The following is a 13,970-nucleotide window of genomic DNA, read 5'->3' on the forward strand; positions in this document are numbered from 1 at the left end:
GGTGACTGGGTTTTTATGAACGAACAATATTCCGCGTTGCGTAGTAATGTCAGTATGCTCGGCAAAGTGCTTGGAGATACCATCAAAGATGCGTTGGGGGAAAACATCCTCGACCGCGTTGAAACCATCCGCAAGCTGTCTAAATCTTCCCGTTCCGGTAACGAGGCCAGTCGTCAGGAGCTGCTCACCACCTTGCAGAACCTCTCTAACGATGAGCTGCTGCCCGTTGCGCGCGCCTTCAGCCAGTTCCTGAACCTGGCCAACACCGCTGAGCAATACCACAGCATTTCGCCAAACGGCGAAGCGGCCAGCAACCCGGAAGTCATTGCCCGCACCCTTCGTAAACTGAAAGACCAGCCCGACCTCAACGAAGCCACCATCAAAAAAGCGGTGGAGTCGCTTTCGCTGGAGCTGGTACTGACCGCTCACCCAACCGAGATCACCCGTCGCACCCTGATCCACAAAATGGTGGAAGTGAACAACTGCCTGAAGCAGCTGGATAACAAAGACATTGCCGACTATGAACGCAACCAGCTGATGCGCCGTCTGCGCCAGCTGATTGCCCAGTCCTGGCACACCGATGAAATTCGTAAGCATCGCCCAAGCCCGGTCGACGAAGCCAAATGGGGCTTTGCGGTGGTGGAAAACAGCCTGTGGGAAGGGGTACCAAACTACCTGCGCGAGCTGAACGAACAGCTGGAAGCGAACCTGGGCTACCGTCTGCCGGTTGATTTCGTGCCGGTCCGCTTCACCTCCTGGATGGGCGGCGACCGCGACGGCAACCCGAACGTTACCGCGGAAATCACCCGCCACGTCCTGCTGCTGAGCCGCTGGAAAGCGACTGACCTGTTCCTGAAAGACATTCAGGTGCTGATCTCCGAGCTGTCGATGGTTGAAGCGACGCCGGAACTGCGCGCGCTGGCTGGTGAAGAAGGCGCCAGCGAGCCGTACCGTTTCCTGATGAAAAAGCTGCGTGGTCAGCTGATGGCCACTCAGGCCTGGCTGGAAGCGCGCCTGAAAGGCCAGCGCCTGCCAAAACCAGAAGGCCTGCTCAGCCAGAACGAACAGCTCTGGGAGCCGCTTTACGCCTGTTATAAATCGCTGCAGGCCTGCGGGATGGGCATCATCGCCAACGGCGAACTGCTCGACACCCTGCGTCGCGTGAAGTGTTTCGGCGTGCCGCTGGTGCGTATCGACGTGCGTCAGGAAAGTACCCGTCATACCGAAGCGCTGGGCGAGCTGACCCGCTATCTCGGCATCGGTGACTATGAAAGCTGGTCCGAAGCCGACAAGCAGGCGTTCCTGATCCGCGAGCTGAACTCCAAGCGCCCTCTGCTGCCGCGCAACTGGGAGCCAAGCAACGATACCCGCGAAGTGCTCAACACCTGTAAAGCGATCGTGGACGCACCGAAAGGATCGGTCGCCGCCTATGTGATCTCCATGGCGAAAACCCCATCCGACGTGCTGGGCGTTCACCTCCTGCTGAAAGAAGCGGGAATCGACTACGCCCTGCCGGTCGCCCCGCTGTTTGAAACTCTCGACGACCTGAACAACGCCAACGACGTGATGAGCCAGCTGCTGAACATCGACTGGTATCGCGGCTTTATTCAGGGCAAACAGATGGTCATGATCGGCTATTCCGACTCCGCGAAAGATGCGGGCGTGATGGCGGCATCCTGGGCGCAGTATCAGGCGCAGGATGCACTGATCAAAACCTGCGAAAAAGCCGGTATCGAGCTGACCCTGTTCCACGGACGCGGTGGCTCAATTGGCCGTGGCGGCGCGCCAGCACACGCAGCACTGCTGTCACAGCCGCCGGGAAGCCTGAAAGGCGGCCTGCGCGTGACCGAGCAGGGTGAGATGATCCGCTTCAAGTACGGCCTGCCGGAAGTGACCATCAGCAGCCTGTCGCTTTATACCAGCGCGATCCTGGAAGCGAACCTGCTGCCACCGCCGGAGCCGAAAGCCTCCTGGTGCCACATCATGGACGAGCTGTCGGCTATCTCCTGCGATCTGTACCGCGGCTACGTGCGTGAAAACAAAGATTTCGTGCCTTACTTCCGTTCAGCCACGCCTGAACAGGAGCTGGGTAAACTGCCGCTGGGCTCACGTCCTGCAAAACGTCGCCCGACCGGCGGTGTAGAGTCTCTGCGTGCAATCCCGTGGATCTTTGCCTGGACGCAGAACCGTCTGATGCTGCCCGCCTGGCTGGGTGCCGGTGCCGCACTGCAAAAAGTGGTGGAAGACGGTAAACAGAGCGAACTGGAGACCATGTGTCGCGACTGGCCGTTCTTCTCTACCCGTCTGGGAATGCTGGAGATGGTCTTCTCGAAAGCTGACCTCTGGCTGGCGGAATACTACGATCAGCGCCTGGTGAAGCCAGAGCTGTGGGCGCTGGGTAAAGAACTGCGCGAACTGCTGGAAGGCGACATCAAAGTAGTGCTGGATATCGCCAACGACTCACACCTGATGGCGGACCTGCCGTGGATTGCCGAGTCTATCCAGCTGCGTAATATCTACACCGACCCGCTGAACGTCCTGCAGGCAGAGCTGCTGCACCGTTCGCGTCTGGCGGAAGAAGAAGGGAAAGAGCCGGATCCACGCGTTGAACAGGCGCTGATGGTGACGATTGCGGGCGTTGCGGCAGGTATGCGTAACACCGGCTAATGCTTTACGCCCGGCGGCGCTGCGCTTGCACGGGCCTACGATAAGTAGGCCGGGTAAGCGTTAGCGCCACCCGGCAAATTTCGGTAGTCTCCTTATGCATTCCGATATCACCCAGATTTTGACTGACCTGGTGAACCGCACGTTACCGCTGGGTCAGATTCGTTTCTCAGCGCTGGCTGAACAGCATCCCCGAACCTCTCCCTGCCTCGGCATTACCCTTGGCACTCCCTGCGAGGCGTTTTTTTCTTTTTTTGGACAAATCACGCATCCTGCGCCTCACGTCCTGAGCATACATTTCGGTAAGCAGCAGCTTACAATCGAGCTACAGCGTGACAATGTGCTCTTACAACAACTCCAGGTTGCCCGACGTGGTCCGCGAACGGGGGCGTTTCTTCTGCAAACGCTCACCGAATTACAGATGCAGCCTGAGGAGCAAGACACAGCAAGGCTGGTAGTTTTAAGCCTGCTCAGCCACTGCCGGGATCTGCTTGGCAGTGTAATTCACACCGACAGCCGCAGCCGGGCGCTGTTCGAAGCCGTTCGGAGCTATATCGAAGAAAATTATGCCTCTTTGTTAACTCGCGAATCCGTGGCACAGGCGTTCTACATCTCCCCAAACTACCTTTCCCATCTATTCCAGAAAGTCGGCAGCGTCGGATTCAATGAATATTTAACAAAAACGCGCCTGGAACATGCGCGTCAGTTGCTGAAAGGCTACGATCTCAAAATTAAAGATATCGCCACACGCTGCGGATTTACGGACAGCAACTACTTTTGCCGTCTCTTTCGCAAGCACACCGAACGTTCCCCTTCCGAATATCGACGCCAGTACCACAGCCAGCTGATCGCCAAAAAGTAGCATTGTGATCGCTCTCTCACTTCTCTAAGGACATTACATTTGTCCAGTATTTGGCAAAATTGACCTGTATTCGCCGCGCCTGGGTGCGCCGTATCCTTTATTCAACCTTTCTGACTTAAGGAAAAATAATGGAACTGTACCTGGATACCGCCAACGTGGCGGAAGTAGAACGCCTGGCGCGCATCTTTCCCATCGTGGGCGTCACCACCAACCCGAGCATCATTGCCGCCAGCCGTGAATCCATCTGGGACGTGCTGCCGCGCCTGCAACAAGCCATCGGGCCGGAAGGCACGCTGTTTGCTCAAACCATGAGCCGCGATGCCGAAGGCATGGTGGCAGAAGCCAAACGTCTGAGTAACGCCATTCCGGGCATTGTGGTGAAAATCCCGGTGACGGCTCAGGGGCTTATCGCAATTAAAGCATTGAAAAAAGAAGGGATAACCACGCTGGGCACCGCCGTTTACAGCGCGGCGCAGGGCCTGCTCGCCGCACTCGCAGGGGCGAAATATGTCGCGCCGTATGTAAACCGCGTCGACGCGCAGGGCGGTGACAGCATTCGCATGGTTCAGGAACTGCAGTCCCTGCTGGAACTACACGCGCCGGAAAGCAAGGTGCTGGCCGCCAGCTTCAAAACGCCGCGTCAGGCGCTGGACTGCCTGTTGGCAGGATGTGAAGCAATCACGCTTCCCTTAGACGTAGCGCAACACATGCTCGGCACACCGGCGGTAGAGTCAGCCATAGAGAAGTTCGAGCAGGACTGGAAAAACGCGTTTGGTAACCTCAACCTCTAAGGGAGAACTGTTATGGACCGTATCATTCAATCGCCGGGGAAATATATCCAGGGCGCTGACGTACTGACCCGTCTCGGCGACTATCTGAAACCGCTGGCCAACCGCTGGCTGGTCGTCGGCGATAAATTTGTGCTGGGTTTTGCCGAAGAAACCCTACGACAAAGTTTTAAAAAAGCTGAACTGCATGCCGAAATCGCGCCGTTTGGCGGCGAGTGTTCACAAAATGAAATCGATCGGCTGAAAAGACTGGCCGATAGCGCCGACTGCCTGGCGGTGCTGGGTATTGGGGGCGGGAAAACGCTGGATACCGCCAAAGCGCTGGCCCACTTTATGAACGTGCCGGTCGCCATTGCGCCGACTATTGCCTCCACCGACGCGCCGTGCAGCGCCCTTTCCGTTATTTACACCGACAGCGGCGAGTTCGATCGCTACCTGATGCTGCCACACAACCCGAACATGGTCATTGTGGATACGAAAGTGGTAGCAGGTGCGCCTGCACGTCTGCTAGCCGCCGGGATTGGCGACGCGCTGGCGACCTGGTTTGAAGCCCGCGCCTGCTCGCGCAGCGGTGCGACCACCATGGCCGGGGGTAAATGCACCCAGGCGGCACTGGCGCTCGCGGAGCTGTGCTACAACACGCTGGTTGAAGAGGGTGAAAAAGCGATGCTGGCGGCGGAGCAGCATGTGGTGACGCCTGCGCTGGAACGCATTATCGAAGCCAACACCTATCTCAGCGGCGTCGGCTTTGAAAGCGGCGGGCTGGCGGCGGCACACGCTATTCATAACGGTATGACGGCAGTGCCGGACGCGCATCACTTCTATCATGGGGAGAAAGTGGCGTTTGGTACCCTGACGCAGCTGGTGCTGGAAAATGCGCCGGTAGAAGAAATTGAAACCGTCGCGGCGCTTTGCCACAGCGTTGGGCTGCCAATCACGCTGGCACAGCTGAACATCAAAGAGGATATTCCGGCCAAAATGCGTCTGATCGCCGAAGCGTCCTGTGCGGAAGGAGAAACCATCCACAACATGCCCGGCGGCGTCACGCCGGATCAGGTCTATGCGGCACTGCTGGTGGCAGACCAGTATGGACAGCGATTCCTGCAGGAGTGGGAGTAATAAAAAAGCCGGGTGGCGCTGCGCTTACCCGGCCTACATGGCATTTTAATTTGCAGGCCGGGTAAGGCGTAGCCGCCACCCGGCACAAGGGTTACTTCACGTCAAACCGATCCAAATCCATTACCTTCGCCCATGCGGCAACGAAGTCGCGAACGAACTTCTCATGCGCATCATCGCTGGCATAAACCTCTGCCAGCGCGCGCAGGACGGCGTTAGAACCGAAGACCAGATCGGCGCGGGTGGCGGTATATTTTACTTCACCGCTGGCGCGATCGCTTCCGGCAAACAGCTCATTGGATTCGTCGGTCGCCTTCCACTGGGTGTTCATATCCAGCAGATTCACGAAGAAATCAGTGCTCAGCACGCCCTCACGGTTGGTGAACACGCCGTTCTTGCTGCCATCAAAGTTGGCACCCAGCACGCGCAGACCACCAATCAGCACCGTCAGCTCCGGCGCGGTCAGCGTCAGCTGTTGGGCTTTATCAATCAGCAGTGACTCCGTGGTGGACACATCCACCTGTGCACGGTAGTTGCGGAAGCCATCGGCAATCGGTTCGAGCAGGTTAAACATCTCGATATCCGTCTGATCCTGACGCGCATCCACACGGCCCGGCGTGAACGGTACGGTGACATACACACCTGCCGCTTTTGCGGCCTGCTCAACGCCTACCACACCTGCCAGCACGATGATATCGGCCAGAGAGGCTTTGTTGGTGGTGCGCTGGATAGCTTCGAGCGCCGGTAACGCGCGAACCGCCGCGGCGTTCACATCCCAGTCACGCTGAGGCGCCAGCGCCAGACGCGCGCCGTTGGCACCGCCACGTTTATCGCCACCGCGGAAAGTCGATGCCGACGCCCAGGCCACAGAAACCAGTTCGCTCACGGAGAGACCCGAGGCCGCAATTTCCGCTTTCAGGCTTTCAATGTCCTCTTTGGTCGGATTGAATACCGCCTGCGGCAGCGGGTCCTGCCAAATCAGATCTTCTTTCGGCACTTCCGGGCCAAGGTAACGCGATTTTGGCCCCATATCACGGTGGGTCAGTTTGAACCACGCGCGCGCGAAGGCTTCGTTGAAGGCCTGCGGATCGTTCAGGAAACGGCGGGAAATCTTTTCGAATTCCGGGTCAAAACGCAGCGTCAGGTCGGTGACCAGCATGGTCGGCTTGCGTTTTTTCGACGGGTCGAACGGATCGGGCATGATTTCCGGTGCATCAACGGCTTCAAACTGAATCGCCCCTGCCGGGCTGCGGGTCTGCACCCATTCGTATTTGAACAGGTTCTCGAAGAAGTAGTTGCTCCACTGCGTCGGGGTTTGTGACCAGATGACTTCCAGACCGGAGGTAATAGCATCAGCGCCCACGCCCGTGCCGTGCGTGCTGGCCCAGCCCAAGCCCTGGGCTTCAATTGGTGAGGCTTCCGGGTCGGTACCCACGTGGGTGGCTTCACCCGCGCCGTGAGTCTTGCCGAGGGTGTGACCACCAGCAATCAGCGCCACGGTCTCTTCATCGTTCATGCCCATGTTGCCGAAGGTCGCGCGAATCGCTGCCGCCGCTGACAGTGGTTCACCGCTGGCGTTTGGCCCTTCCGGGTTCACGTAGATCAGGCCCATTTCGGTGGCGGCCAGAGGACGCTTCGCCAGCGCTTCCGGATCGCGGTGGGTCAGCCAGGCTTTTTCATCACCCCAGTTCACGTCCAGATCCGGTTCCCAGACGTCTTCACGCCCGGCACCGAAACCAAAGGTGCGGAAGCCCGAATTCTCCAGCGCCACGTTACCCGCGAGGATAAACAGGTCAGCCCAGGAAATTTTTTGTCCGTATTTTTTCTTGATGGGCCACAGCAGACGGCGCGCTTTATCCAGGCTCACGTTATCCGGCCAGGAGTTCAGCGGCGCAAAGCGCTGTTGACCGCGTCCTGCCCCGCCGCGCCCGTCAACGGAGCGATAGGTACCCGCGCCGTGCCACGCCATGCGGATAAACAGGCCCGCGTAGCTGCCCCAGTCGGCTGGCCACCACGGCTGAGAGTCGGTTAGGAGTGCTTTAAGGTCGCCTTTAAGGGCAGAGTAATCAAGTTTGCTGAATTCTTTGCGGTAGTCGAAGTCTTCACCCAGCGGGTTCGAACGATTGGAATGTTGGTTAAGAAGATCGATGCGGAGTTGTTTTGGCCACCAGTCGCGGCTGCCTGTACCTGCGCCCGCGCTGTGATCGACGCCGCCCTGATGGAACGGGCATTTGCCGACTGATGCCGCTTTATTGGTCTCGTCTGACGTGCTCATCGCTATGCTCCCTTTTACAGTGTTACCGTTACGATATACGCCCTTGTTGATAAGGTATAGTTGAGATAACCCACAGATTCGATAGTTAAATCCGTTTAATTTCCCATGGAAAATACATGAGTTTTGTACGTCAAAGGCAGCATTGCTGATATGGCAGGAAAATAAAACCCTTATAAATCAAAAAACCCTCCGAAGAGGGCTCTTTTTTGTTACACGCCTGGTCTAACGCCGAGCGTGTGGCATATGGCGTAACTCATCTCAGCACGGTTCAGCGTGTAGAAGTGGAAATCCTTCACCCCTTCACGACTTAAGATCTTTACCATGTCCATCGCGATGTTTGCGCCCACCAGCTTGCGTGTTTCCGGGTCATCGTCCAGCCCCTCGTACATTTTAGACATCCAAAGCGGAATACGCACATTGGTCATATCAGCAAATTTCTTCGCCTGTTTGAAGTTAGAGACCGGCAAAATACCCGGGATAATTTCAACGTCGATGCCCGCGGAAACGCAGCGGTCACGGAAGCGCAGATAGCTTTCGACATCAAAGAAGAACTGGGTAATGGCGCGGTTCGCGCCGGCATCCACCTTACGCTTGAGGTTAAGCAGATCCGCCTGGGCGCTTTTCGCTTCCGGATGAACCTCAGGATAGGCGGCAACGGAGATATCAAAGTCAGCCACGCCCTTCAACAGCCCGACCAGATCGGCGGCATACATGTCCGGCTTACCGCTGCCCGGCGGCAGATCGCCGCGCAGCGCAACAATATGCCGAATGCCGTTATTCCAGTAATCCTGGGCGATGGCACGCAGCTCGTCGCGGGTGGCGTCGATACAGGTGAGATGCGGCGCCGCTTCCAGACCGGTACGATCTTTGATGCCTTTAATGATGCTGTGGGTACGGTCACGCTCGCCGGAGTTCGCACCGTAGGTCACGGAGACAAACTTCGGTTTCAGGCTGCTGAGACGATCGATAGAGCTCCACAGGGTTTGCTCCATTTCACTGGTGCGCGGCGGGAAAAATTCAAAAGAGACGTTAATCTGGCCGTTTACTTCGGCCAGGCTCTGGTTCAGTGCTTCCCGCTGGTTGGCGTGAAAAAAGCTCATACCCTACCCCTATCAATCGCGTGTCATTGTCTGTTGTGTTGTGAACTTCTATACGTTTAGACGTCCAGATGTAAAAATGACGGAAAAGCGGAGGGACGTCAATAGAAATAATCAACAATAACGGTGAGGTTTGCTCAGGGAAGATGAGGGAAATTCATGATGGGGGTGAGTGCATTAGACTGCACTCACCCTAACCCTCTCCCACAGGGAGAGGGAAATTGAGTTTTTACAGCAGCTTAGCCAGACGGTTGATGTCGGACTGGATGGCGCCGGCAGTAACGTCGCGCCCGGCGCCCGGGCCGCGGATCACCAGCGGGTTATCGCGGTACCAGCGGCTTTCGATGGCGAAGACGTTATCGCACGGCAGCAGCGCCGCCAGCGGATGTTCAGGACGCACCGCCTCGACACCGACTCGCGCTTTTCCGTTGGCCTCGAAACGCGCCACGTAGCGCAGCACCAGCCCCATCTCGTTCGCGGCTTCCAGACGCTGCACCATCTGCTCGTTAAGTTCTTCGCCATTTTCAAAGAAATGGTCCACAGAACCTTCTTCACAGCCGGCAGGCACCAGCGACTCGACGCGGACGGAATCCGGTTCGATGTCATAACCCGCTTCACGCGCCAGGATCACCAGCTTGCGCATCACGTCTTTACCGGAGAGGTCAACGCGCGGATCGGGTTCCGTTAAGCCCTGCTGCCACGCCTGATCCACCAGGTCGGTGAACGGTACGGTGCCGTCAAACTGCAGGAACAGCCAGGAGAGCGTGCCGGAGAAGATACCGCTCAGCGCCAGAATGCTGTCGCCGCTTTCAATCAGGTCGCGCACGGTGTGGTTTACCGGCAGGCCCGCACCCACGGTGGCGTTATACAGCCAGTGACGACCGGTTTTTTCAAACGCGTCGTGGATCTGGCGGTATTTGTCGGTGCTGCTTGCCCCCGCCAGCTTGTTGGCGCTGATGACGTGGAAACCGTGGCTGGCGAAATCAAGATACTGATCGGCAAGCTGTTCGCTGGCGGTAACGTCCAGCACCACCAGATCGTCATACGGGTGCGCACGCATCCACAGGAACAGCGACTCTTCATCCTGCTCGACTGCTTCATCATTAAAGAAGGCAAGCGCGCGGCTGGCATCCAGCCCTTCGTAGTTCAGCAGGCTGCGGCGGCTGTCCACCACGCCTGCGAGAATGAATTCGAACCCGGTACGCGCCGAAAGCGTGACCTGTTCGCGGGCAAACAGCTCCAGCCAGCGGGAACCGATGTTGCCTTTACCAAACAGCACCAGGCCGATGCGTTTTTCCGCGCGGAACAGGGAGGTATGCAGACCCTGAATCAGGCTTTCGGTTGGCCCTTTGCGCAGAACGGCAACCAGGCTAATACCCTCTTCCGACTGCCAGGTGAACTCCACCGGCTGGCCTTTCAGCTGCTGCCAGAAGCGGTGGCAGTGCAGCGGGTTACGGGTGACGCCCGCGCCCACCATCGCCACCAGCGCCAGCCCCTGACGCAGGCGAAGCTCGCCCGGCAGACCGGCTTCATCCAGAATTTTCAGGGCGCTGTCCGCCACTTCTGCGGTATAGCAGAACTGCAGCAGCTGGCGGTCATTGTGAACACCCACGGCCAGCGGACGCACCTGGGCGCGTTTCAGGATCGTGTCGATCTCTTTATGCGCCAGCCTGAAGTCCTGGCCCGCAGGCACCTGGAACTCAATCAGGCAGATGTCGTCGTGGCTGGTGACAATACGCGCCCCGGTACCGGACGCCAGCACGCGCTCAATGCGCGTGGAGCCTTGATCCGGGGTGTAGCTGCAGCGCAACTGGAGGTCGATATCACTGCCGGAAACCGGCTGCAGGGTGCGCGCGTGCAGCACCGGTGCGGCCAGACGCGCCAGTTCGCTGGCTTCATCCAGGCGCAGCAGCGGCAGCAGGCAGGCATCTTTTACTTTGCGCGGATCCGCGCTGTAAACACCGGCCACGTCGCTCCAGATGGTGACGCGGGACACGCCCGCCAGCGCACCGATTTGCGTTGCCGAGTAGTCGGAGCCGTTACGGCCCAGCAGCACGGTTTCACCCGCGTTGCTGCGGCTGATAAAGCCGGTAACCACAATACGTTTGCCCGGATGCTGCACCAGCAGCTGTTGCAGCAGCGGGTAGGACAGGCCTTCATCCACCTGTGGCTGCGCGGCACGTTCGGCGCGCAGGAAATCACGCGCGTCGAGCCAGGCGGCGTCCACACCCAGGTGTTGCAGAACCGCAGCCATCAGGCGCGCGGACCACACTTCACCGTGCCCCACCACTTCGGCATACACCGCATCGGTAATGCCGCTATCCAGCAGGGCGGCCAGACGCTCAAGGTCATGCGTGAAGGCGCTGATCAGCCCGTCCGCTACGTCCGCAGGCAGCAAGCCAGCAATCAGCTCGCTCTGGTAACGACGTAAGGACTGTTGCACCTGATGCGCAGAAAGGCGATCGGTCTGGCTCAGTTTCAGCCAGCTAATCAACTGGTTGGTGGTGCTGCCCGCCGCCGAGACAACCATCATGTCACCCGGCTGTGAATATTCCGTCATGATCCCTGCGACACGCAGGTAACATTTCACATCAGCAAGACTACTACCACCAAACTTGTGCAGTTGACGACCCTTCGCCCCTGCCTGCGCTATCACACTCATGATTACCCCTTGGCTGCGATCCGGAAGCCATTTTCCAGATCGGCAATTAAATCTTCAGAATCTTCAATACCGGTTGAGATCCGCAGCAGCGTCTCAGAAATACCGGCGGCGGCACGTGCTTCGGGTGCCATTCCTGCGTGCGTCATGGTCGCGGCGTGGGAGATCAAGCTTTCAACCCCACCTAAGGATTCCGCCAGCGTAAACAATGACAGCCCGCTCAGGAAGCGACGCAGCGTTTGCTCGTCACCGTCCAGTTCAAAACTTAACATCGCGCCAAACCCTTTCTGCTGGCGCGCGGCAATCTCGTGCCCCTGATTTTCCGGCAGCGACGGGTGATACAGCTTCTTCACCAGCGGCTGGGTTTTCAGGAAGTCGACAATCGCCTGAGCATTGCGCTGCGCCACGTCCATGCGCGGCGACAGCGTGCGGATACCGCGCAACAGCAGGTAGCTGTCGAAGGCGCCTGCGGTGACGCCAATATTATTGGCCCACCATGCCAGTTCGGTGACAACATCCGGATCTTTGGCAATCACCACGCCTGCTACCACGTCAGAATGGCCGTTCAGATATTTAGTGCATGAATGCAATACCAGATCGGCACCCAGTGCGAGTGGGTTCTGAAGGGCCGGACTGAGGAACGTATTATCCACTACACTTATCGCTCCCGCATCCCTTGCAAGCTGACAAATTTTCGCAATATCGACAACGCGCAACAATGGATTGCTTGGACTTTCTACCAGAACCAGCTTCGGTTTCTCTGCCAGCGCCTGTTTCAACGCCTGTTCGTCGTTTTGATCGACAAACAATACGCGATAGCAGCCGCGTTTCGCCAGGCTATCAAACAGGCGATAGCTGCCGCCGTAGCAATCGTGCGGCGCAACCAGCAGGTCGCCTGGTTTCAGGAACACGGTGGTCACCAGGTGAATGGCGGACATCCCCGTGTTGGTTAACACAGCACCTGCGCCACCTTCCAGTTCGGCCAGCGCACGCTGGGTCACGTCACGCGTAGGGTTGCCACGACGCGAGTAATCATGCGCGCGGGGTTCATTAAATCCGGTGAAGTTGTAAGTACTGGAAAGATGAATGGGCGGGACAACGCAGCCGTACTGCTCGTCATCATTTAATCCGCTACGCACTGCGATAGTGGCCTGTTTACGCGTCATGGTGAGGGCTTCCTGGCGAATGAGGTGAAAAGTCAGGCACCAGAGTAAACACTGAAAGTATGGACGTCAATACATCTGGACATCTAAACTTCTTTGCGTATAGATTGAGCAATGCGCAAATAGCCGTTAAAATTATATGCTTTAGTGCACGCTGCAGCGGCAATATCCGTGCCACGGTATCGTCTCTACGGTAAACTAGGCAAGATTGCGGTTCAAAACGGGTGGTTACCGGTTTTGCACCTTTAAATAAATGACTGAGAGGATTAAAGGTATCTCATGGCTGAATGGAGCGGCGAATATATCAGCCCATACGCTGAGCACGGTAAGAAGAGTGAGCAAGTAAAGAAAATTACGGTTTCCATTCCTCTGAAGGTGTTGAAGATCCTCACCGATGAACGTACGCGTCGTCAGGTGAATAACCTGCGCCACGCAACCAACAGCGAACTGCTGTGCGAAGCGTTTCTGCATGCGTTTACCGGTCAACCGTTGCCGAACGATGACGATCTGCGCAAAGAGCGTAGTGACGAAATCCCGGAAGAGGCGAAAGTAATCATGCGTGAACTGGGTATTGACCCGGAGACGTGGGAATACTAACTGCGGTGTGATCCCGCTGAGGTGACTCAGCGGGATAGTTTTTAGAAGTTGTAGCCTAAACCCACGCGCAGACGCGTCTGGCGATCGTCGCTGGTGGCGGTGTTATAGCCGGAAGAGACATTGCCCACTTCGATAAACGGGATCCACGAGTCGATGTTATACGCCACGCGGAAGTTATATTCGTAATCTTCTTTTTTATTGTTATACAGGTCTTCGTTGTCGGCGAATTTATAAATGCCGTTTAACTCGAACATCCAGCTATCAATATTATAACCCAGCCACACTTCCGGACGATAAACCATACGATCATCTTTACCGTCAGCATTACGGCGAGTGTACTCCGTACGATAACGAAACGCCGTCCACCAGCTGTCATTAATATTATACTGTACGCGCAGATAAGGCTTATAGATGGCCATGTCATCACCCATTTCAACGGCGACGCCCGGCTGCCATATAAAACCTTGCCAGGTAAATTGATAGCTTGCGGTATATTCGTTGCTGTTACTTTCCATATTATTAAGCGCGTCGTTAGACTGCTTATTATCGGAGCGCGATACCGCCTCAACCGCTACGCCAAAGCCGGTGCTAAAGCGGTGTGACATGTATACACGGTCATAGTTACGCCCATCGTCGTAATACTCGTGTCGGTAATCCACATATCCCGCCTGCGCCGCGCACGATATTAACGGAAGCACAAATAAGACTTGCTTCAATTTCATAACAGTTCCCTCGAAGTAAATGCGCCC

At 57.0% G+C, this 13,970-nt stretch carries 10 protein-coding genes; 5 read left to right on the top strand and 5 right to left on the bottom strand.

The window, feature by feature from the left end:
* Window positions 1-15: 15 nt before the first annotated feature.
* The 4 genes from ppc (at window position 16) to KGP25_RS23735 (ending at window position 5,433) form a co-directional block, all read left to right on the top strand.
* The gene (ppc, locus tag KGP25_RS23720; RefSeq protein ID WP_045909126.1) at window positions 16-2,667 is read left to right on the top strand and encodes a phosphoenolpyruvate carboxylase; all 2,652 of its coding nucleotides are present in this window, start codon (window positions 16-18) and stop codon (window positions 2,665-2,667) included.
* Window positions 2,668-2,761: 94 nt separating this feature from the next.
* Window positions 2,762-3,526: an AraC family transcriptional regulator gene (locus tag KGP25_RS23725; RefSeq protein WP_223539694.1), complete on the top strand. Its 765-nt coding sequence runs from the start codon at window positions 2,762-2,764 to the stop codon at window positions 3,524-3,526.
* A 128-nt stretch (window positions 3,527-3,654) separates the two neighbouring features.
* Window positions 3,655-4,317: a fructose-6-phosphate aldolase gene (gene fsa / locus KGP25_RS23730; protein WP_223539695.1), complete on the top strand. Its 663-nt coding sequence runs from the start codon at window positions 3,655-3,657 to the stop codon at window positions 4,315-4,317.
* Window positions 4,318-4,329: 12 nt separating this feature from the next.
* Window positions 4,330-5,433, top strand: coding sequence for a glycerol dehydrogenase (locus tag KGP25_RS23735; protein ID WP_045909123.1), 1,104 nt, complete (start codon window positions 4,330-4,332; stop codon window positions 5,431-5,433).
* 91 nt (window positions 5,434-5,524) lie between these two features.
* Here KGP25_RS23735 and katG read toward each other — a convergent pair whose 3' ends face one another.
* From katG to metB, 4 genes are all read right to left on the bottom strand, one after another.
* Window positions 5,525-7,705, bottom strand: a complete 2,181-nt coding sequence (gene katG / locus KGP25_RS23740; protein WP_167215585.1) for a catalase/peroxidase HPI — start codon at window positions 7,703-7,705, stop codon at window positions 5,525-5,527.
* Window positions 7,706-7,914: 209 nt separating this feature from the next.
* On the bottom strand, window positions 7,915-8,805 hold the full coding sequence (gene metF, locus KGP25_RS23745) for a methylenetetrahydrofolate reductase (protein ID WP_024909186.1): 891 nt from the start codon (window positions 8,803-8,805) through the stop codon (window positions 7,915-7,917).
* A gap of 226 nt (window positions 8,806-9,031) precedes the next feature.
* Entirely contained in the window at window positions 9,032-11,464 is a 2,433-nt protein-coding gene (locus KGP25_RS23750) for a bifunctional aspartate kinase/homoserine dehydrogenase II (RefSeq protein ID WP_008501797.1), read from the bottom strand.
* A gap of 2 nt (window positions 11,465-11,466) precedes the next feature.
* Complete coding sequence (metB, locus tag KGP25_RS23755; RefSeq protein ID WP_045909121.1) at window positions 11,467-12,627, bottom strand: cystathionine gamma-synthase; 1,161 nt, start codon at window positions 12,625-12,627, stop codon at window positions 11,467-11,469.
* Between the two features lie 276 nt (window positions 12,628-12,903).
* Between metB and metJ the strand changes: the two genes are divergently transcribed.
* Window positions 12,904-13,221, top strand: coding sequence for a met regulon transcriptional regulator MetJ (metJ, locus tag KGP25_RS23760; RefSeq protein WP_003862042.1), 318 nt, complete (start codon window positions 12,904-12,906; stop codon window positions 13,219-13,221).
* Between the two features lie 41 nt (window positions 13,222-13,262).
* Here metJ and KGP25_RS23765 read toward each other — a convergent pair whose 3' ends face one another.
* Window positions 13,263-13,943: an oligogalacturonate-specific porin KdgM family protein gene (locus tag KGP25_RS23765; protein ID WP_223539696.1), complete on the bottom strand. Its 681-nt coding sequence runs from the start codon at window positions 13,941-13,943 to the stop codon at window positions 13,263-13,265.
* Between the last annotated feature and the right edge of the window lie 27 nt (window positions 13,944-13,970).

The organism is Enterobacter sp. JBIWA003 (assembly GCF_019968825.1).
Classification (GTDB): Bacteria; Pseudomonadota; Gammaproteobacteria; order Enterobacterales; family Enterobacteriaceae; genus Enterobacter; species Enterobacter quasiroggenkampii.